The sequence below is a fragment of the Lachnospiraceae bacterium JLR.KK002 genome, assembly GCA_036941025.1.
Classification (GTDB): Bacteria; Bacillota; Clostridia; order Lachnospirales; family Lachnospiraceae; genus Petralouisia.
Genome location: JAYMNP010000001.1, coordinates 2834314 through 2855768 on the forward strand (window position 1 = coordinate 2834314; position 21455 = coordinate 2855768).

Here is a 21455-nt window from a genome sequence, read left to right on the forward strand (position 1 = left end):
CTTATATTTATTACAATGCATTTAACTGCTGCCGGAAGGTACGGCAGTACGCCCCGGCTTTTTCCGGCGAATAGCCATATTCCTCCATCAGGCTGATAAAATGCGAACCTACGATGGCACCGTCAATGATATCCTTCATGGGCGCCACGTCTTCTGCACTGCGAATCCCGAATCCCATCATCACGGGAATTCCGGAAACTGCCTTTACTGCGGAAAGGTAACGGATGATTTCCCGGTGAAATGCTCCGCTCTGGCCTGTTACGCCCATGCCTGACACACAGTATACAAATCCCCTGGCATTCTCCAGAATATGGGGAACACGGGACGCTGACACTGGCGATACAAGCTGTATCAGTATGGGGGCATGTTCCGGTTCCAGCGCATGTTTCAGTTCCTCCTGTTCCTCCAGGGGCAAATCCGGTACAATCACACCGTCCACACCGCACCGCACGCATTCTGACACAAAATGTTCCAGTCCGCAATGAAAAATGGTATTATAGTACAGCATGAAAATAATGGGGATTTCCACGCCCTCTGCCCGGATTTCCTGCATCATTTCAAATACTTTTTTCAGGCTGACGCCCTGCTGAATGGCTTTGCAGGAAGCGTTCTGAATCACCGGCCCGTCTGCCACCGGGTCGGAAAAGGGAATCCCCAGCTCCAGGATATCCGTGCCTGCCTTCTCCTGTGTTCTTATCAGTTCTTTGCATCCTGCAAAATCCGGAAGCCCTGCGGTCATATACGTAATAAATGCCTTTTCCTGCCGGCTTTCCAGCTGTTCCATTTTCTGTTCAATTCTGTTTTTCATTTTCCTGCTCCTTTCCTGTAATCTGCTACTGTCTGAACGTCCTTATCTCCCCGGCCGGAAAGACATATCAGCATAATGTCGTCTTTCTTCATATTTTCTGCCTGCTTTCTGGCATATGCCAGGGCATGGGCGCTCTCGATGGCGGGAATAATCCCTTCCAGCCTGCAAAGCTCCTGCAGTGCGTCCATGGCTTCCGTATCCGTGACTGACACGTATTCCACCCTTCCCGTATCCCGCAGATATGCGTGTTCCGGCCCCACGCCCGGATAATCCAGTCCGGCGGAAATGGAATAGGCAAGCTGTATATTTCCGTCTTCATTCTGCAGCAGATAAGATTTCATGCCATGAAGGGTTCCCGGCTGTCCCAATGCCATGGCACTGGCGTGTCTGCCTGTTTCAATTCCAAGCCCCGCGGCTTCCACGCCAACCAGATGAACGGAAGTATCCTCCAGAAATTCTGCAAACATCCCGATAGAATTGGAGCCGCCGCCCACACATGCCAGCACCGTATCCGGCAGTCTGCCTTCCGCTTCCAGAATCTGCCTTCTGGCTTCCTGGCTGATGACCCGCTGAAATTCCTTTACCATTTTGGGATAGGGGTACGGGCCCACGGCAGAGCCTATTACATAAAAGGTGTCTTCCGCTGTTTTGGACCAGGTACGGATAGCCTCGTTGGTGGCGTCTTTGAGGGTTTTGCTTCCGGAGGTAACTTCCACCACCCTGGCGCCCAGCAGTTCCATGCGCAATACATTTAATGCCTGTCGCCGGATATCTTCCGCCCCCATATACACGGTACATTCCATACCCACCAGTGCTGCTCCCGTGGCGGCAGCCACTCCATGCTGCCCGGCCCCGGTCTCGGCAATCACTTTCTTTTTGCCCATCCGTCTGGCCAGAAGAATCTGTCCGATTACATTATTGATTTTGTGTGCTCCCGTATGGTTCAAATCCTCCCGTTTCAGATAAATTTTTGTACCGTATTTCTCACTCAGGCGTTTTGCATAATAAAGGGGTGTTTCCCTTCCCACATACTGTTTTAAATAATACCGGTATTCTTCCAGAAATTTTTCATCCCGGATGGCTTCCTCAAAAGCTGCTTCCAGTTCTTCCAGCGTATTCATCAGTGATTCCGACACATACTGTCCGCCATATGCTCCGTAATATCTCTTATCTGCGTTATGTTCCATATTCCTGCCCTCTCACTTCTTTTATAAAATCAAAAATTAATTTTCTGTCTTTTCTTCTTATTTCCTGATTATCCGAACTTCTCCGGAAGCTGCTTTCCACACCGGAGCTCACATCCGCCACATCGGGATGAAACCGCCGGATTCCCTCTCCCACATTCCGGCAGGAAAGGCCTCCGGCCAGTACGAATGTTTTGCCGTGAAAATACCGCTCTTTCCATTCCCGCCCATTCCGGCAGTTCTGCCAGTCAAAGGGGATTCCGCCCCCTGCCTGCCCGGCGTCCGCCACATAACCGATTATGTTCTCATGATGTTCCAGACGCTCCAGTTCCCGGATATTTTTCAGGTTACAGGCGCGCCAGATGGGAATCCGGGACTGCTCCGGCAGCTCCGGATGCATCTTTCCGTGTATCTGTAAAATATTAAATCCTGCCTGTTCCAGTTCCTGGCATAAGCTCCGTTCGGGACTGACCACCACCGCCACCTGCCGGATTTCCGGGGACAGCTCCTTCCTGATATTTTCGGCCTGAGCAATGGTTACGCTCCGTTTGCTTTTCTCATAAAAGACGAATCCTGCGTAATCTGCCTTCGATTCATTCAAAAATCCGGCTTCCTCCGTTCTGGTAAGACCGCAGATTTTTATTTTCGGTAATTTCATGCTCTCACCTGCCTCTTCATTTCACGGAATGCCTCATGTTCTCTTTATTCCAGAGATTTCCAGTGTAACGCCAGCTCCCTGGGATGCTCCGACTCCATAAAGGCCCGGCCAATGAGAAATGCGTCCGCCCCGCATTTTTTCAGGAATTTCACATCCTCATCCGTGACAATTCCGCTCTCTGCCACCAGAATTTTCCCTTTGGGAACCATAGGAGCCAGCCGTTCCGTAGTATCCAGGCGAATGGTAAAATCCTGCAAATCCCGGTTGTTTACACCAACGATTTTTGCATCCAGCTTCAGGGCCCGTTCCATTTCCCGCTCATTGTGGGTTTCCACCAGAACGTCCATGCCAAGCTCCCCGGCCAGCCCGTAAAATTCCTTCAACTGAACGTCATCCAGAATGGCGGCAATCAGCAGAACTGCGTCTGCTCCGATGGCTCTGGCTTCATAAAACTGGTATGAATCAATCATAAAGTCTTTGCGCAGAATGGGCAGAGGCGTTATACTTCGGATTTCCTCCAGATACTGTGCATTTCCCAGAAAGTAATTTTCCTCTGTGAGACAGGAAACAGCGTCCGCCGATTCGTTATATGCTCCGATTCGCTCCGTCAGAGTCCCTTTGCTGTCTATGACGCCCAGGCTGGGGGACGCCTTCTTAAATTCTCCGATGATGGATATTCCCGGCCGGGCCAGCGCGTCCCGGAAGCTGATGCACGCCCTGGAACAGGTTTCTGCCCGCCTGCGCATTTCCGTCTCGCTGATGCGGGATTTCTGCTCCAAAAGCCGCTGTTTTTTATCTGCCACTATTTTGTCTAAAATCATTTCAAATCACTCCATTCACAAAATTATCAATCATCCGCTTTCCATGTTCCGTATAAACAGACTCCGGATGGAACTGCAATCCCACCACCGGATATTCCCGGTGGGCCATGGCCATCAGTTCTCCGTCTGCCGTTCTGGCCAGCACTTTAAGGCATTCCGGCAAGGTTGCTTCCTGCACAGCCAGAGAATGATATCTGGCCGCCCGGACAGGAGAATCAATGCCTGTAAATATTCCTGTTTTACTGTGATAAATCAGAGACTGTTTTCCATGAAACAACTCCTTTGCATAAGTGACGGTCCCTCCCAGTGCCTCTCCGATACACTGGTGCCCCAGGCATATGCCCAGAATGGGAAGTTCCGTCAGAAATTCTTTTACCACATCCATACAGATTCCGGCGTCTCCGGGACTTTTGGGACCAGGAGACAGTACGATTTTTTCCGGTCTTAATTCCCGGATATCTTTTATCGTAATTTTATCATTGCGCACAACCTTAATATCCTGTGTAAAAGTCCCCATATACTGATACAGGTTGTAAGTAAAGGAATCATAATTGTCAATCAGCAGTATCATAAATTTTCCTCCTCCACTAATGTCCGGGCCAGCGCCATCACCTTATTGCAGCATTCCCGGTATTCCAGTTCCGGCCGGGAATCGGCCACAATTCCGGCTCCCGCCTGCAGGTATACTTTATTCCCCTTTTTTATCATGGTTCTTATGGTAATACAGAAGTCCATATCTCCGCTGAAATCCAGATAGCCTGTGGCCCCTCCATACAGGCCTCTGCGGTTCTCTTCCAGTTCCTCAATAATTTCCATGGCCCGAATCTTCGGTGCGCCGCTTAACGTACCTGCCGGAAGGAAGGAGGCTGCCAAATCCACAGGATGAAATCTGCCTTTCTTCCGGCCTTCCACCATGGATACCAGGTGCATGACATGGGAATAATTCCGCACCTCCATAAACTGTGTCACCTTCACCGTGCCGAACTGAGCTATTTTTCCCATATCGTTTCTGGCCAGATCCACCAGCATCACATGTTCGGCGCGCTCTTTTTCATCATTTAGCAGTTCCTGTTTTAAGAACTCATCTTCTTCCCGGTCTTTCCCGCGTTTTCTGGTTCCTGCTATGGGACAGGTAAATACTTTTCCGCCCTGCTGTTTTACAATCATTTCCGGGGAACTTCCGATTACTTCAAACGCCCCGAAATTAAAATAATAAAGATAAGGCGACGGATTCAGTTCCCGCAGTTCTTTGTACAAATCAAAACCTTCCCGGCCCGTCTCCAGAGTCCACCTCTGAGACAGCACGGTCTGAAAAATATGGCCTTCCCGGATGTAGTTTTTTATCTTTTCCACTTTTTTGCAGTATTCTTCCAGCGTATCGGATTTCCCAATGATTTTTCCGTCATGGACAACGGAAACCGCTTCCTGCTCCTGTTTGCCGGAATCCCGCGCCCGTGCAATCAATGCGTCTGCTTCCTGCAGGGACTGCCGCTTTCCATCCTCGCTGTCCTCTCCCAGCACAATGGCTGTCAGAGTTTCCGCCTCATGGTCCATCAGTATAAATTTTGTCATCAGCATCATCTGTATCGTCTCTATCCCGATTTCGTCCGGATTTTCGTCCGGCAGTTTCTCGGTGTATTTCACAAAGTCATACCCCAGGTTTCCTACCAGGCCGCCGCTGAATTTCAGCCCATCCTCATCTTTTCTGATTTCAAACTGACTGTAATATTCTTTCAGCAGCTCCAGCGGATTGCCTTCCCTCACTTCTTCCCCCTGACCGGTGCGGATAACCAGCGCCTCTCCCCTGGAGGTAATGATTTCTTCCGGCTCCACGCCAAACAATGTATATCTGTCATAATTTTTGTCATAACTCTCCAGTAAAAATCCTCTGCGCTTTCCTGCCAGATTTTCATACATGGCAATGGCCGTTTCACTGACTATACTGACGGTACGCTGATATACTCTTAAAATACGTTTCATATCTTCTCTCCTTTTTATTGAAAAAGAATGCGCTGTGCAATTCTCCGCGCACGAGCGGATTGCGCAGCAATAAACTTCTTCTCCGCGAGCTGCGCATAATTGTTGTTCTCTTATAGGAAATTCATATACTTTAACACTTCACAGTAACACGTCATTTCCTGTAAGGTAAAAAAAGTCCCTGGTAAAAGTTTTCACTTTTACCAGGGACGATAACAACCGCGGTGCCACCCTGCTTCATCATAGAATAAAAAAACAGATACTTCCAATCAGAAATATCCGCCACTAATTCTATAATCTCAATCCGATACACATGATATCTTACCTCTGTAACGTGAGGACACGGCTTCCGCTACTCTGCCTGTTTCCATGCTGTCACAGAACTGGCATTTCGCTTTGCATCTTACAAATCCATTCCCATAAAAATTTCCTGTTATCTTCCACCAGCCGATAACTCTCTGTGAGGACGATTTCAATGGTACTACTTTTGCTCATTGATTTTATGTCTGATTCAATTTTGATTGTAGATAGTTTAGCACACTGACGTATTGCTGTCAACTGTTTTTTTCATTTATGCTTGTTCATTTTCTTTTTCATGATATAATTATATCAGTCAAAGGAGGAAACACATGTTTAAATTTCTGATTTGTTTTGCCGCAGGTATCGGTGCAGGCCTTGGCACCGGATTCGCAGGTATGAGCGCCGCGGCGGTCATCAGCCCCATGCTTATCACTTTTCTGGGAATGCCTGCCTATGAAGCAGTGGGTATCGCACTGGCAAGTGATGTGCTGGCCAGTGCTGTCAGCGCTTATACGTATGGAAAAAACAAAAATCTGGATATCCGAAACGGGCTGGTTATGATGGTTACTGTTCTGCTTTGCACCCTTTTGGGAAGCTGGGCTGCAAGTCTTGTTCCCAATACCACAATGGGCGGTTTTTCCGTATTCATGACATTGCTTTTGGGAATCAGATTCATTGTAAAACCTGTGATGACAACAAAAGAAGCCATGGAATCTGTGGACAGCCGGACGCGTACTTTCCAGTCCATTGCCGGCGGAATCACCGTTGGATTTATCTGCGGTTTTATCGGGGCCGGCGGCGGCATGATGATGCTTCTGCTTCTCACCGGTATTCTGGGATATGAACTGAAAACCGCAGTAGGCACCAGTGTGTTTATCATGACTTTTACTGCCCTGACCGGAGCAGCCAGTCATTTTGTCATTGGAGGAATGCCTGACCTGAAGTGTCTGTTGTTCTGTGTGGCTTCCACCCTGCTGTGGGCAAGAGTCGCGGCAAAATTCGCAAATAAAGCCAGTGCGGCTACTCTGAACCGGGTAACCGGTATTGTCCTTGCTATTCTGGGAGCGGCAATTCTGGCTGTCAATATTCTGACTCATTAACAGCCTCACATACCTGCTGTTCTCTCCCCTGCTCCTTCAGGGTCCGTCCTGCTTTTTCGGTAGGATGAAGGAGACATTCCCATATGCCTGTGAAAAAGTTCCGCATAGTAACTGGCTCCGTTAAATCCGACTTCATATGCAATTTCCGTAACATTCAAATCTGTCTTCACCAGAAGTTCCGCACTTCGGTTCAGTCTGTACCTGGTAAGATATACATTGGGCGTCTGGTGCAGGCAGGTACGGAATAATTTACAGCATTTGCTCTGTCCAACGCCTCCGGCGGCGGCAATCTGTTCCAGAGTTATCTGTTCTCTGAAATGCTGCTGCATAAAGCCAATCATATTTTTAAGAACGAAAAGGTCATGATGATGTTTTTGTTCCAATCCGTAAGTTTTTGGCATATGTTCAAAAATTACTGCCCATATCCATGAAAAAATGCTCTGTATTTTCAACGCCGCGCCAGAAGCCCCTTTAAGGGAATGGATTTTTCTGACCCCTTCCATGATTTCCTGGTGCCAAGTTGCATTTTGCAGATGCAGAAAGGGAATATCCTCATTTTGCAGAAGGGGCATTACATAATTACGCTCCATATCAGGCGTCAGACATAACGACAACGGATGGAAAAGCACACAGATAAATTCACATTCTTTATTTGTTCCGGAATAGCCAAAATGCAGTTGCCGGGAATTTACAAATATCCCTTCCTGCGGGTTCAGTTCTGTCAGTTCCCCGTTTACATTGTATGTCATGGCGCCTTTTAAGATCACGATAAATTCAATGTCATCATGCCAGTGAGGCGGCGCCGCATATCCCGGATAACAGCTCAGACAGAAACATCCTGAATAAACCGGATATTCCGCACTATCATAATCCACTCTTTCGGAACGGTCCTCATTTACATCAATATATATATTCATATGTACTCCATTTTGCAGGATTGTTATATTATTTAACACCACTTTACAACTTTTTGAAAAATAAAATAACGCACAAGGCACTTTCTAATGTATAATAAGTTTGCACACAAAACTATACGAAAGATGGTGACCTTGTACGTCAGACTTATTATACAACGAAAACAATCTAATTGGTAGACTGTACCATTATTTTTATATTTATTTTAAAACTTTTTCCTTACCAACTATTGAAACCTTGTTCCTGCTGGTGTTATCTATCCTTGCTATGGAGTCAGCAGGTTCCATCCGTTCGCTGTACAGACATTTTTTATCAGGGATTACAGAAAAATCCCTGAATGCATTTTACTATGCATGTTCTTATGCAAAAGCTGATTTTTCCAGATTTATGAATGTCACTGCTGGTATGGCTTTAAAGCTCATACCGGAAAAATTGTCCTCTCAGCCTGTCTTCCTGTGTATTGATGATACAATGATTGCAAAATTCGGCAAAAAATTTGAGGATGCTTCAAAGCTTTTTGACCATGCTGCGCATAATGGCTCTAATTACCTGAATGGACACTGTTTTGTGAGCGTAATGCTCTGTGTCCCTGTATGGAATAAGGACAGGATTCACTATCTGTGCGTACCGCTCGGATATCGCATGTGGCAGAAAAAGGAATCCAAACTGGAACTGGCTGCATCTATGGTGCGGCATGTAATGCCTGTCTTGCGTACAAAGAAAAACGTCGTCCTCCTTTGTGACAGCTGGTATGTAAAAAAGAGCCTTGTTTCTATCGTGGACGAATATGAAAACCTTGACCTTATAGGAAATGCAAGGCTTGATTCCGTCATTTATGATTTGCCGCCACAGCGGACGGGAAAAAGAGGACGTCCTGCAACGCATGGCGACAGGCTCTCCATCCAGGATGATTTTACTCTGTCTGATGAAAAAATTGGAGGCTATTACATGGCTGTGCGTCGTGTCCTTACAAACATTTTTGGCAAAAGGACAGTCTTGGCATATGTTACATCAGCGGACAAGGAAAATGGTGGCAGGCGTTTATATTTCAGCACAGTTTTTCCAGAACAGCTGCAAATATTCTGTGCCTGGCAGGAAAAATCCCCACTGAATCAGACAGGAAGCAGCCGTATGCAGTTTATACCTCTGATGCTTTATGCTTTTCGGTGGAACATCGAAGTTAGTTATTACGAACAGAAAACCTTCTGGTCATTATGCAGCTACATGGTGCGGAGCCGCAAAGGAATAGAAATGCTTGTCAATCTAATCAACATAGCGTATTGTGCAATGAAACTTTTGCCGTATCAGGACAAGACGTTTTCCAAATACCAGACAGAAAGCGTCCAGGAATTTCGTTTCGTACTGAGCGAACAAATTCGCCAGCAGGTATTTTATTCCATTTTCGTGAAAAAAGCCGAAACACACATAAAATCAAAAGCTATCATTAAGGTTTTAAAACAACTGATTCAGCATCAGGGATATTATTTATAAAGTTGTAAAGTGGTGTTATTTAACAGAATAATGATATATTTTCCGGAAACAGCACAGTATCATTATAGTCAGTCACAAACACGTTGTTAGGTAATTGCGAAACAAGTTCAAAATCTTGATTCCAATAGGGCAAAGGCCCGGTTGAGCCGGACTTACAGGAGGTGGATGTGGATAACAAGAGTTTTAAGACATGAAAACAAAGCAGATAAGGTTATCTGCCCGTGAAATGGTATGCGGTATGTAAGGTTATGCAATCAGAGGTTTTAAACTGCGGATATATTCATGCCTGTGCAGTTTATCAGCCACCATTACTGTAATAAGCTGGGTAATCCCGGCGAGAAGCAGGTCAGCATGAAGCGTTTTTTCATTCTGCGTTTTACGCCCGGCAACACAGAAGCTGTCCTTGAAATGGTTGATTGATTTCTCAACATTTACCCTGATCTTATAGGTGGAATCCCATTCGGCCGTACTACGGAGCGTACCAGGATAGGCGCGCAGGTTTTTCTCGGGATAAATATAAAACATCCTGCCGCAGGGGGATTCCGTACAGGGATTTTCACAGTGGCAGACGCGTTTGCTTTTACCGGTTGATTTATCATATTCCCATTTCATTTTCGGGCATACAAACTTCATGGTTGGCAGTCCGCAGCGGAGATGGGATTTGCTTCCTTCCCGTTTCATTGGAAGGGATGGGTCTTTGGGGCAACAGGGGACGCCGTCCTTATTCAGCGGGCAGTCGGATTCCGGAAGGGAGATTCTGCCGTTGAGGGGAATGTAAGCTTTCTCAAAGGAGGCTTCCTGTAACAGGTATTTGTAGATTTCAATGGAATCAAATGAGGCGTCTCCCAGAAAAGTTTTCGGATTGATAAGCGGATGCTTCCGAAAGAAATCCTTTAAAGTGGGAATCAATGCCCTGGAATCGGCAAGACTCTTATCTTCATCCGGGGAATCAGATTTTTTTCCAACAATGATGTCAGGATGAGCCGCAAGAAAGTCCTTGTTATAAATTGAAGCAGTCAATGCACTGACCGAAACATTACGGAAAGACGGATTTTCCGTTGCCAGCGAGCCACGTACAACGGGAGACGGATATTATGAAAGCTGTATTGAGGACCCGGAGGGAAACCTTATTGAAATTACCATATAGAACATATGGATTCTTGTCACCCGCATCAGATTTTCCATGATAAATTCCCCCATCAGCCGCTTGCAGATTTATCATGGAAATCATCGGACTCCGTATATCCTGGATAACTTCACTTCCCATCCTGCCAATACCTTCTCTTATTATTTTTAAATCTGTATCGGAAAATATTTTTTTGCAAAAACTGTTATTCCCGCAGTCAATGATGAAACGCCATGCTTGTATGGATATTTTGCAAATACCGCAAGGACAGGTGCCCGCGGGGTTCCTGGTATGGTATAATCGTCACGACAAACGCATGAATGAATAAATTGTGAACAATTCATCTTTTTGGTATAATCAAAGAAAAAAGGATGGATTTGGTTTATGAAAACACTTTTAGATTACGCAAGTACAGTGACAGTTCTTGGTATGATATAATGGCGGCGCCATGTCTAAGGGCGTGGCGGCGGTTGTAGTTCCCATTTATTTCTTGGTATGGTATAATTGTATATACTTTCTATGGCATGGCCTTTAACAAACTTTATGGAACGCTGTAAGTGCCTGTTTATGGGCATTTCCGGCGTTTCTTCTTTTTATCCTTCCCCACCGAAAAGCGTAAAATGCCGGAAAAACGGTGTCAAAAATGGTGTCTGTTTCTATGCTGTGTGTCAGGAATTTTAGCAAGAATAATTTCGCCGGATTCTAAAAAATGCAGTTGATTTTCCGATACAGAAATGTTATATTATAGAAAAGGAGCAACCGCCCACAAAGTGGTTTACCTCCGTAGTTGGCAATAAGCCTACCTGTTCTCGGCAAAGTACAAGGTAGGCTTATTTATTTTCGCTTGTTATTCCTATCTATGTAGGCAAGCAGTGAAATGAGAAAAGTGCCAAAAAGAATCAGCAATGTCAATACTTCGTATGTACTCATGTTCACCACCTCCCTTCCCTTTCGAGTTAGGGAGGCTCACCACCTTGTAACACGACTGCTCCTACAGAAGATTATAGCATACAAAAAATTATCCGGCAATCTGTTTTTCCAGCCCAGCCGAACATAAAAGAGCCAATGAGCCTGTAAACCCCCACTTGCTTTGCAAGTGGGGGTTTACAGAGCGGATTCCCGGCAGAAATGCCCCTACCATGGGAAAAGGGATGTTCCAAATGCACTTTATTGGAATATCCCTTGGTTATAATAAATCTTTTCCGTTTATTGTTTCCGTGGTGAAAGAGAAAAGCTGTCTGCTTATGTGGGCTTTTGTAGCTGTTATGCAAAAAATACCCTGCTGATTTTCCATGCCTGCATAAGATAACGCCACGACAGCTTCTAAAAAATAGAACAGGGTATGCATAAACCGGGGCAGTCCTGCATATCCTAGAGTAAAGAGTGAGTTATTAATTAGTTGGACGCAGCAGTTACATACCAGGTCTTATACCCAGTGTGCAAACAACTCCCAGTAGCGTTAGCAATATCTTCCAAAGTTATTTTCTTGTTAGGGTCATTAGGAGTTTCCGTTTTAGCATTCTCCTCCTCTGAGTGAATTTGATGTAACTTTTCAAGCTCCTCAAAACCGTTATGACCACTCCAAGTCTTACCGCATTCGCATTGGAGATAATAAGTTGTATTATCCTTGCCACTGACCTTCACCAGTTTAGACCAGTTTGTCTTTCCACTAAACCTAACAGTCAGGTATGCATTTCTTTTACTACCCTGAAATTTTGGGCTGCTGATTGTAAAGGTGTACTGGTTCTTGCCCTTCTTGGTAACTTTCGCCTGACCCTTATAAGCCTCAAACTTCTTGCTGTTCTTGGTAGATCCATAAGCCACGGTGATTTTCCTAACCTTACCCAGCTTTTTCGTTTTGTTGGCAGGTACGCTGACCGTTACGGCTACTTTACCACCGCCCAAACGTTTAGCAGACTTAACAGTCGGCGTTATCTTGCTGGTTTTCTTATTGATGAACGCCGTCCCTTTCGCTTCTGCTGTGATGCTGGCTGTCTGGATGCCCCCGAACACGACTGCAACCGCAATGGCTGTTACTGCAATTTTCTTAACCATTTCTTTCATTCTCGTTTTCACATAAATCCCTCCGTCCTTTTTCATCTGTGCCATGCCGGATACCCACTCATATCTTTTATCATATGCGCCCGGCATTTTTCTGTGCCCACTTCTATGCCTAAAATTATAATACTTAGTAAATGAATTGTCTACTTATATTTCCGACACACTTCGACAAATTAAATCTGCCCACGTCTGGGGGATGTATAACGCCATGCGCCCTCCGTCCACAGGCTCGGAACCGGCAGGGGCGCATGAAGGCGCGCCGCGCCAAAGTGCGTTCCTGCCAGCGGAGCGGGTGGGGATGGGAGGGGAACACCGCCATGCGCTTTCCGGGGCTAGTATTACCCCGGAAAATGAACAAAACAAAAAAACAGCCACAAAAGCCCGGAAAACAGCGGTTCCCAGACTGCAAGACCTGTGCGCCCCAGACTGTACAAAACGCACACACTGCCACTGTTTGGAAAATCAGAGAAAACAGGCGCATATATTATGGCATAGCAGAAACCAGTAAGGTTTTAATGAAACAGGAAAGACAGCAGGAACAGGGTATTGAGGAATGGGGAAACGGAAAGACGGTCGCTATATGTACCGTTATACCGACAGCAAGACCGGGCAGAGGAAAAATATCTACGCAAGGGACTTGCCGGAACTCCGGGAAAAGGAAAAATCCGTCCTGTCTGACGTGGAAGACAATATCAGGACTGGCGGAAACGTGAAAAGCCTGACAGTCAACGACTTATTCCGGCATTACCTTGAAATCAAGGAAATATCAGAATCCATAAAAGTAAACTACCGTTCCACATGAAAGAACAACGTGGAGGATTCCATAGGGCGGTACAAAGTCGTGCAAGTTCTTCCGTCCGACATTAAGAAACTCTATTCCGGGCTGTCCAAAAAGGGGCTTGCGAAAAGCAGTATCATGAAAACAGTGTCAATCGTGTGCCAAACCACAAACCCTTGACACCAGAAAACCCCGAAAGCCCAGTAAATAAAGGCTTTCACGAACCTAATAACACTAAAATGTATAACTCCCGATACTCGTCGGCATAGTAATATATAGTTGTAGTTCCCATTTATTTCTTGGTATGGTATAATTCCGTCTTTTGCCTGCTCTAATCCCTGCTCGTTGTAGTTCCCATTTATTTCTTGGTATGGTATAATCGGTTACAGGCCAATGCCTTTACACTTTAAGTTGTAGTTCCCATTTATTTCTTGGTATGGTATAATAAAGGTGGGTTGATTATAAGCGGAGGGGCGGTTGTAGTTCCCATTTATTTCTTGGTATGGTATAATAAGAACCATTACCACACTCCCCCTTCTAATGTTGTAGTTCCCATTTATTTCTTGGTATGGTATAATATAATACACTGCTTTATCAAGACGATATGGGTTGTAGTTCCCATTTATTTCTTGGTATGGTATAATTTACCACGTAGCGGATTCTTACGCTGTCGTGTTGTAGTTCCCATTTATTTCTTGGTATGGTATAATTATGGTTCTTACGAGGAACGCTACGCTGTAGTTGTAGTTCCCATTTATTTCTTGGTATGGTATAATCCAGACAGGGAACCTCTCCGAATGACATAGTTGTAGTTCCCATTTATTTCTTGGTATGGTATAATCTTCACAGAAAATCACTTACATGTGAAGAAGTTGTAGTTCCCATTTATTTCTTGGTATGGTATAATTCAGCCATTACAAATTGAACGTCTTTCCGTGTTGTAGTTCCCATTTATTTCTTGGTATGGTATAATAACCTTAAAAGTGTTAAACAACATGAGAGCGTTGTAGTTCCCATTTATTTCTTGGTATGGTATAATCCCGGACACTGTCAAAGCTATCGGTGTAAAGTTGTAGTTCCCATTTATTTCTTGGTATGGTATAATTTACCACGTAGCAGATTCTTACGCTGTCGTGTTGTAGTTCCCATTTATTTCTTGGTATGGTATAATTGTTTGCCCTTGCGTTTATGCGGAAGTAATGTTGTAGTTCCCATTTATTTCTTGGTATGGTATAATCCCGATTTCCGTAAGGACGGTTGACAGCCTGTTGTAGTTCCCATTTATTTCTTGGTATGGTATAATAGCTGGTCTTCCGAGTATTTTCCCCTGCCCGTTGTAGTTCCCATTTATTTCTTGGTATGGTATAATACGCCCCCTGAGTTCCGGAGTAGGCCATTCCGTTGTAGTTCCCATTTATTTCTTGGTATGGTATAATAAAAGGGCAGAAGAGCTTTTGCGAAAGGAGTTGTAGTTCCCATTTATTTCTTGGTATGGTATAATTGTGTCAAATTTACCTGTGACAGGATTAAAGTTGTAGTTCCCATTTATTTCTTGGTATGGTATAATTTACCCTATAAAATATCGTCAAATCAATTTGTTGTAGTTCCCATTTATTTCTTGGTATGGTATAATTTGAGTTATAACAACACAGGCTCAACGATTGTTGTAGTTCCCATTTATTTCTTGGTATGGTATAATAAATTCAATGTCGTTTGCGTGGAAGATTGGTTGTAGTTCCCATTTATTTCTTGGTATGGTATAATGAAAAATACCTGCATTGAACGAAAAAGACGGTTGTAGTTCCCATTTATTTCTTGGTATGGTATAATTTATATAGATAAATATTATTTAATCTATAGTTGTAGTTCCCATTTATTTCTTGGTATGGTATAATTTGACATACAATGTCTATGATGTAGAGTCTGTTGTAGTTCCCATTTATTTCTTGGTATGGTATAATCCAGACATGGAATTTCGCCGAATGACATAGTTGTAGTTCCCATTTATTTCTTGGTATGGTATAATATATATTTTATGTGAAGAAGAATTTGAGAAGTTGTAGTTCCCATTTATTTCTTGGTATGGTATAATGAGGAAGAAAATTGTTAAATCTGTCTTAGAGTTGTAGTTCCCATTTATTTCTTGGTATGGTATAATAATGTATTGCAAGGAAAACAAAAAGCGTCCGTTGTAGTTCCCATTTATTTCTTGGTATGGTATAATAGACGCGATAATGGGCGGGACGGTGCAGTGGTTGTAGTTCCCATTTATTTCTTGGTATGGTATAATCCTCATTTTTCTGTTAACTTCATAACCATTGTTGTAGTTCCCATTTATTTCTTGGTATGGTATAATAGAGGATGTGGAATATACTAATGGGTTTGAGTTGTAGTTCCCATTTATTTCTTGGTATGGTATAATCGTTGGGTATGGTGCACCAGAAAGCAAATAGTTGTAGTTCCCATTTATTTCTTGGTATGGTATAATAGGGAACAGAAAATCCGCATAGCCAGTAGGGTTATGCGGATTTTTCTCAGTTAAAAATTTCTGATTTTCTTAAAAAAAATAATTGCATTTTATCCTTTTTCTAAAAAATATTCAATAACTCCGACGATTCTCCGGTATCATCAAAAGTCTTTTTTCCTAACAAAATATGGATGGATTCATATTGTTTCTCCGTAATTGTCAGCAAACGGACAGAGCCTTTCGACGGCAAATTCAGATTCAGTCTGGCCTCATGCTTTTCCACAGCATCCATACCATTGCAAATCCTTGTGTAGACCGAAAACTGCATCATATGGTATCCGTCTTTTAAGAGGAAATTACGAAACTTCGCCGCTGCCTTCCTTTCCTTTGCAGTGACTACCGGCAAATCAAAAAACACTATCATTCTCATAAATTTACTCATAACGATGTACCTGCAGCTGTATCAGCTCCGGCAGACTCAGCATTTCACATTTTTCCTGCAATACGCTGCTGTAACTGGCCGCCATTCCGTCAACACAATTGCTCAGGATACGCTTTTCTCCTTTTATCTGCATTTCAAAATTTATGATTCCATACAGTTCACGCTTTATTCCCGGCGTCAGTCCGTTGAAAGTCTGCGACATATCAAACTTTGAAGCCACATATAAGTCAACAACAGGACGAAATGGCTCGATGAAATCATCTGCCAGATTATAACTGTTCAGCTCATTTCGATGAAAAAGTCCGAGGGAAGGCTCCATCCCATAGCATACAAGGCTACGGGCAATCAGGCCTCTTACAATAGCATATCCATAATTTAAGGCCACGTTGATGATATGTTCATCGCTCCTTGAAAATTCCGGGCCGAATAAATGACGGAAATAAAATGCCGCTGCTTTGGCTTCCACATGGGTTCTGTCTCCGGACTGCACTTCTTTACACATTTTCAGCAATTCTGTGTCTCCTTCTCTGCCGCTCAGTTTCAGGCACAAAGACTGATTTCTGACCTTTTGCACCACAATCTGCTGCCACAGTCGTTTCTGTAAAGGCTTGCTTATTTCCATCTGACATTTTAAAAGTTTATAATGGCGGCTATGCCTTACCAGCGGCAGCAGTACGCCATTGGGAAGATGTTTTTCATCACAGACATACACAGCTATTCCCAAATCAGCAAATTTCTGAAACAGATAAGCAGATATCATCACCGACTGATTTTCTATCAGAATACTGTTAATATCCTCCAGAGGAATACTGATATCCCGGTCATCTCCAATCACCAGCTGCTGATTCTCAACACGCAGCTTTCTGTTGCCTTCTATTTTTATATTTCGAAATCCCATATATCACCTCCACTGCCAGCAGATATCCCTGCCTTTTACTACCTGTTTTGCCCCTTTCCTGATACCATAAAAGTTTTTGTAAACTTTATTTTCATTTCTAATGAAATCCCATTCGCTTTTCCCGTTTTACTTCTGATATGTTCCCAAGTATATCTACCTGATATTTCTTCAAACTCTCCAGACTTTTAATTCCTAAACTTGAAAATTCAAAACTTCCATTATGTGATTTGCCATTGAAACTTGCCGTCGATATATTTGCCCCATAATAGTAAACCACTTCTTCATTTACCATCTTTGATGTTCCATCCACACAGGTTACGTTTTTTCCTTTTTTCGATTTGAATGAGATTAAATCTCTGGAATACAGGCTGAAAATAAAATCTTTATCTTCCATTTCCTTCCATTGGCTATATGGCTTATTTGCTACCACTGCCTTCATCGGCAGTCTCTTTCTTACCACATCTGCAATATAAACTGGCACAAAATAATACTTTCCATTGACGTTAAACACATCCACACGCACCATGGAACCATTGGCGTTGGCTGCTATTCCTTTTTCAGAATTCACATACACGCCCAGGGTGAGTTTATCATATGTTTTCACTTTTCTGACCAGATTTCCTCTGGAGCCATCTGCCTTTGGCTTATAAAAGGGTTCCTCAAAGGCTTTTTTTCCATCACCGTCGTACGATTTCAGTCGTTCTTTCAGAGCGTTATACAAACGGGTATCGCTTTCGGGTTTATAATAATTCACTATCTCTCCTTCTTTGTCCAGTTTCAGATCCGTCAGGGCTGTTCTGGTCAGAACACAGCCGTTTTCCTGATAGTGCCGGGGACTTCGGATGGTATCTGCATGGGCCGCCCCGGATACTTTCCGGTTAGGCATTCTGGATACAAATACAGGCCGGATGATATTATTTTCGTAGAACCATATCGGATAGTCCAGTTTCCGTGAAACATCAGCATGGGTTTCAATAAATTCCCTGGGGCTTTCTCCCAGACGGATATCCAGTTCCTCATTAAAATAATTCCAAGGCTTTGGTACCTGTACGCCGAATATCTCGTCCCACTGGTCCCTGGTAAAATCATCCCTGGTAAATTTCTCTCCTGTTTCCACATCAACAGCGGTAAATCCTCTGGCATACAGCAGTTCTCTCCCCTGTATGTTTCTGGAAATCTTCTGTATCATCCCATCCGTACAGCAGGCAATCACCACCGCATCCCTGGCATGATGGGTGTCAATGGAGCGGTCTTTTGCAGCCATTCCCCAGCGTTTGCGCAGATAGCCGGTTACCGCTCCGTTTACTGCAAAGACCTGTTTTTTCTTTTCCGGATTGTTGTAGGGAGCCAGTTCCAGATTTTCCCGTATCATGTTATAAATCACACGGGTGATATATTTGGTATCATTCAGATTCCTCTCCTTAAATTCCTTTCGTTCTTCTTCGGTAAATTCCTGTTTTAATAAATTCTGCTGTTTTCTGTAATCTCTGATACGGGAATTTACCAGGGTTTCAAATCTGCTCCATCTCTCAGCATCGTTTCCAAAATACTCATATGGAATGCGATTGCCCTTCTGTCTGTTTTCTTCGGAAGTGACCAGCACCTTATTCCGGTAACTGTCATCAAAGGTAATGCTGTAGGGAAGGATGTGGTCGATATCATATGCTCCTGTAAACAGTTTTTCCAGGGGTATTCGTTCGCCGGAATACATGCAGATTCCATCCTGGTCATGCCACAGGCGATATTTCAGAATGTCCTGACCGGAGGGAAAAGCATTGCCCAGTTCCTGAATTTCTTTTTTTGCTCTCTCGTTGTCCGACTGTCTGTCTTTCATCTGCTTTTCCATTTTCCTGCGCTCATCATAATTTTTGGACATTTCTCTGGCCAGCTCTATATTGACTGCCTGGGGGCTTCCGTATTTTTGTATAATGGCGTTTATCACTTTGACAGTCTGAGACACAGACCGTTTTACCACCGGATTATTGATATCATTGATAATGTCCGTGATTTCTTTTCCTTTTAACAGGCGAGACTTTTCTTTTTTGGTATTTCCCTGAAAATCATACCCGGCTTCGCCGCAGGCTTTGTCGTAATTAAGGCCTTCTTTTAAATAGGGCATCAGTTTCTTCATGGCTTTCAGAGAGACGTGCTGAAAGCCTTTGGGATTCAGCTCCAGAAGTTCCTCTGTGACTTCCGGAGCCAGACCCAGTTTCTGAAATTCCCGACTGCGGGTATCGTCATTTTTATACAGAGTCAGAATCTTTCCCACCTCGTCCAGCAGCTCTGCCTGTTCTTCGGGGGATAACGGTTCCAGTACGCCGGACATGCGTTTCTGGTATTCGTAATAGTTCGCCATGCTCACGAACCTGGTTTTTTCCGCATCTTTTATTTTTTCTTCCACTGTTTCTTTTTTACTACTGTAATTCAGCGTATTGAAGCGATAGTTGGTATCCAGTTTCAGCTCTTTCCGCACTGCACCATAGGTGATTTCTTTTTTCTTGTGCATCAAATCAAATAATATCTGACGTTCTTCCGAGGTGAGTCCCCGGCTCTTTCCATTTTTTTCCACTACACGGAGATGGTTTATTTTCTGCAGGGCCACAAACAGTTCTGAAGTATATGCGGCTTTCGGAGCTCTCGGCTCCTGGTTTTCTTTCGGCTCAAGGGCACACAGTCCTACTCTGTCTCCAAATCCTTCCATGGCATAGGGGCTTGCGCTTCCGTCGGGCTGTTTTCCCGGCCCCATGTCAAAGGAACGCTGGCTGGTCATTATGGCAAGATACGCTTCTTCCAGTTCTTTTGTGGCTTTCTGGTTGCCGAACTTCCTCTGGCAGTCGAAAATTATTTTTACTTCATCCTCCAGCAGTGCCCGGAGCATGGTATGTCTGTAATCCCCTTCCTTATTCCGGGGCGTCAGGAGATACCCTTCTTCCCTCCAGGTACAGCCGGTTCTGAATTTATCATCCTTGTATATCATCTCGCCTGCGGTGCGGTATCCATGCTCCTCCATCAGTTTCTCATTTTCTTTCGTGGCCGACAGCACGGCCCCTGTCTCTTTGTCATTCTTATCCTTTAATTCTGCTTTCCGGGTAGAACGGAAACCTCTGTGTTTTCCGATATGTATCAGTATCTGAGCCAGTTCCTCGTCTTTTAACTTCCGCTCCAGCCCTTCATATCTCAGCCGATATACGTCCGGCAGCCCGGCAGAATGATACCGCTCCATAAATTCATCAAGCTGAATCAGCCCCTGTTCCTGCAACAGCCATTTTATCCGGTCCAGACGATGTTTCCTCCGCCGCAGACGTCTTCTGGTGGTTCTGGCGCCTCTCCTCTCCTCCGCCAGGGCAGCTCCTGTTTTCGGCACTTCTGCCGCTTCAAACAGTCTTACCCCCAAATCCACAATCCGTACAGGCTCATCTTTACTGTTATTTTCCAGCACTGCCCATCCCACGGATGCAATCCCAATATCCAACCCAATTCTGTAATTCAAATCCATACCTTACTCCTTCTCTCATTTTATAAAAAAGAATGTACTGTGCATTCTCCGCCGCAGTGCGATAAAAAGATAATCCCATTCCGAAGAATGGGATCAGAGCTTTTTGGTGTTCTACCTTATTGTAGGAACCATATTATTTCTTGGTATGATATAATACAAATTTATTATAACCTCTTTGTCCCATTTTGTAAATATCTGTCAGAAACTTTTTATTTCTTAGCGGTTTCTTAACGTAACAGTTCAGACAAGCTGAACTGTTACATGCAAAAATCCATTTAAAATCCCTTTGCGATGGGATTTTTGCTCTCCTGAATCATATTCTCACGGTCAGCGCAGCAGGTGCGCAGACCTGCCTGAACCTGTTACTTCTTAGCACATCAGTTCAGACAGGCTGTCCTGTTACATGCCTGCACTATTCCGGAGTAACCCGGAAAACTGTCCCGAACCGCTCCATAAGGGCCATGATATTAGCTGTTTTTTCATCGTAGAATTCTTCATCCACTTCTGATTTCCGCAATATCAGACGCTCATACAGTTCTTCCACGCCGCCCCGCACGTAGGAGTTGAACAAATCTCGGTAATATTCAAATTCTTCCTGGGTTTCCACTCCCCGGAACGCTTTTTTCACACTTTCTTCCGGTCCCAGCTCCCTTCTGTTCTCCAGAATCATCATCATCTGCATGATAAAGTCCAAATCGTCTTTTGCTCCTGTCATCTGCTCCGGAAAAATGCTTTTCGACTCATTGGGCGCATAGTCTGCCTCCGCTTTCCGGTCCACACGGAATCCTATGACAGCTGCGACAACATACAAATCTATCAGCCGCCGGAAATATGTATGTTCGTAGTCATTCGGCACCCACAGTTCTCCCGCCATTCTGGCATGTTTTCCGCGAAACTCAAACTCCTTTTTAAAAAATTCAAAAACCGGCATAA

General features: G+C 44.3%; 16 protein-coding genes, 2 pseudogenes, 1 CRISPR repeat array and 1 other annotated feature. Of the genes and pseudogenes, 4 read left to right on the forward strand and 14 right to left on the reverse strand.

What is annotated here, in order from left to right; all coding sequences use genetic code 11:
- Positions 1-10 precede the first annotated feature (10 nt).
- The 6 genes from trpA to trpE are packed head-to-tail and all read right to left on the reverse strand — an operon-like array spanning position 11 to position 5451.
- Positions 11-808: a tryptophan synthase subunit alpha gene (trpA, locus tag VSQ32_13845; protein ID MEH2943915.1), complete on the reverse strand. Its 798-nt coding sequence runs from the start codon at positions 806-808 to the stop codon at positions 11-13.
- Positions 805-1995 carry a tryptophan synthase subunit beta gene (trpB, locus tag VSQ32_13850; protein MEH2943916.1) on the reverse strand — a complete coding sequence of 397 codons (1191 nt, stop codon included), beginning with the start codon at positions 1993-1995 and terminating at the stop codon, positions 805-807. The genes trpA and trpB overlap by 4 nt, the downstream gene beginning before the upstream one ends.
- Positions 1985-2650 carry a phosphoribosylanthranilate isomerase gene (locus VSQ32_13855; GenBank protein ID MEH2943917.1) on the reverse strand — a complete coding sequence of 222 codons (666 nt, stop codon included), beginning with the start codon at positions 2648-2650 and terminating at the stop codon, positions 1985-1987. The genes trpB and VSQ32_13855 overlap by 11 nt, the downstream gene beginning before the upstream one ends.
- Positions 2651-2694: 44 nt before the next feature.
- Entirely contained in the window at positions 2695-3471 is a 777-nt protein-coding gene (gene trpC / locus VSQ32_13860; GenBank protein ID MEH2943918.1) for an indole-3-glycerol phosphate synthase TrpC, read from the reverse strand.
- Position 3472: 1 nt separating this feature from the next.
- A complete protein-coding gene (locus VSQ32_13865; GenBank protein ID MEH2943919.1) occupies positions 3473-4042 on the reverse strand; it encodes an aminodeoxychorismate/anthranilate synthase component II in 570 nt (189 codons plus the stop codon).
- Positions 4039-5451: an anthranilate synthase component I gene (gene trpE, locus VSQ32_13870; GenBank protein ID MEH2943920.1), complete on the reverse strand. Its 1413-nt coding sequence runs from the start codon at positions 5449-5451 to the stop codon at positions 4039-4041. The genes VSQ32_13865 and trpE overlap by 4 nt, the downstream gene beginning before the upstream one ends.
- A gap of 199 nt (positions 5452-5650) precedes the next feature.
- Positions 5651-5952: a binding site (T-box leader), on the reverse strand.
- Positions 5953-6077: 125 nt separating this feature from the next.
- Here trpE and VSQ32_13875 point away from each other — a divergent pair.
- Entirely contained in the window at positions 6078-6848 is a 771-nt protein-coding gene (locus tag VSQ32_13875; GenBank protein ID MEH2943921.1) for a sulfite exporter TauE/SafE family protein, read from the forward strand.
- Positions 6849-6853: 5 nt separating this feature from the next.
- Here VSQ32_13875 and VSQ32_13880 read toward each other — a convergent pair whose 3' ends face one another.
- Positions 6854-7765, reverse strand: coding sequence for an AraC family transcriptional regulator (locus VSQ32_13880; GenBank protein ID MEH2943922.1), 912 nt, complete (start codon positions 7763-7765; stop codon positions 6854-6856).
- Between the two features lie 265 nt (positions 7766-8030).
- Here VSQ32_13880 and VSQ32_13885 point away from each other — a divergent pair, with 265 nt between their 5' ends.
- A complete protein-coding gene (locus VSQ32_13885; protein MEH2943923.1) occupies positions 8031-9254 on the forward strand; it encodes a transposase in 1224 nt (407 codons plus the stop codon).
- A gap of 308 nt (positions 9255-9562) precedes the next feature.
- Here the strand turns inward: VSQ32_13885 and VSQ32_13890 are convergent.
- Positions 9563-10259 (reverse strand): annotated as a pseudogene (locus VSQ32_13890) (ISNCY family transposase).
- A gap of 4 nt (positions 10260-10263) precedes the next feature.
- Here VSQ32_13890 and VSQ32_13895 point away from each other — a divergent pair.
- A pseudogene (locus VSQ32_13895) lies at positions 10264-10401 on the forward strand (VOC family protein).
- A gap of 813 nt (positions 10402-11214) precedes the next feature.
- Here the strand turns inward: VSQ32_13895 and VSQ32_13900 are convergent.
- Both VSQ32_13900 and VSQ32_13905 read right to left on the reverse strand, forming a co-directional pair.
- Positions 11215-11310, reverse strand: a complete 96-nt coding sequence (locus VSQ32_13900; GenBank protein ID MEH2943924.1) for a putative holin-like toxin — start codon at positions 11308-11310, stop codon at positions 11215-11217.
- A 465-nt stretch (positions 11311-11775) separates the two neighbouring features.
- The gene (locus tag VSQ32_13905) at positions 11776-12489 is read right to left on the reverse strand and encodes a hypothetical protein (GenBank protein MEH2943925.1); all 714 of its coding nucleotides are present in this window, start codon (positions 12487-12489) and stop codon (positions 11776-11778) included.
- Between the two features lie 505 nt (positions 12490-12994).
- On the opposite strand from VSQ32_13905, the gene VSQ32_13910 reads away from it, so the two are divergent.
- On the forward strand, positions 12995-13243 hold the full coding sequence (locus tag VSQ32_13910) for an integrase DNA-binding domain-containing protein (protein ID MEH2943926.1): 249 nt from the start codon (positions 12995-12997) through the stop codon (positions 13241-13243).
- Positions 13244-13497: 254 nt separating this feature from the next.
- Positions 13498-15707: a CRISPR direct-repeat array (repeat unit 36 nt; unit sequence GTTGTAGTTCCCATTTATTTCTTGGTATGGTATAAT).
- Between the two features lie 100 nt (positions 15708-15807).
- Here the strand turns inward: VSQ32_13910 and cas2 are convergent.
- The 4 genes from cas2 to VSQ32_13930 form a co-directional block, all read right to left on the reverse strand.
- Positions 15808-16128 (reverse strand): CRISPR-associated endonuclease Cas2, encoded by a 321-nt coding sequence (gene cas2, locus VSQ32_13915; GenBank protein MEH2943927.1) that lies wholly within the window; start codon positions 16126-16128, stop codon positions 15808-15810.
- Positions 16121-17026, reverse strand: a complete 906-nt coding sequence (gene cas1, locus VSQ32_13920) for a type II CRISPR-associated endonuclease Cas1 (protein MEH2943928.1) — start codon at positions 17024-17026, stop codon at positions 16121-16123. The genes cas2 and cas1 overlap by 8 nt, the downstream gene beginning before the upstream one ends.
- A gap of 97 nt (positions 17027-17123) precedes the next feature.
- Positions 17124-20522, reverse strand: a complete 3399-nt coding sequence (gene cas9 / locus VSQ32_13925; GenBank protein ID MEH2943929.1) for a type II CRISPR RNA-guided endonuclease Cas9 — start codon at positions 20520-20522, stop codon at positions 17124-17126.
- 412 nt (positions 20523-20934) lie between these two features.
- Positions 20935-21453 (reverse strand): hypothetical protein, encoded by a 519-nt coding sequence (locus VSQ32_13930; protein MEH2943930.1) that lies wholly within the window; start codon positions 21451-21453, stop codon positions 20935-20937.
- Positions 21454-21455: the final 2 nt, after the last annotated feature.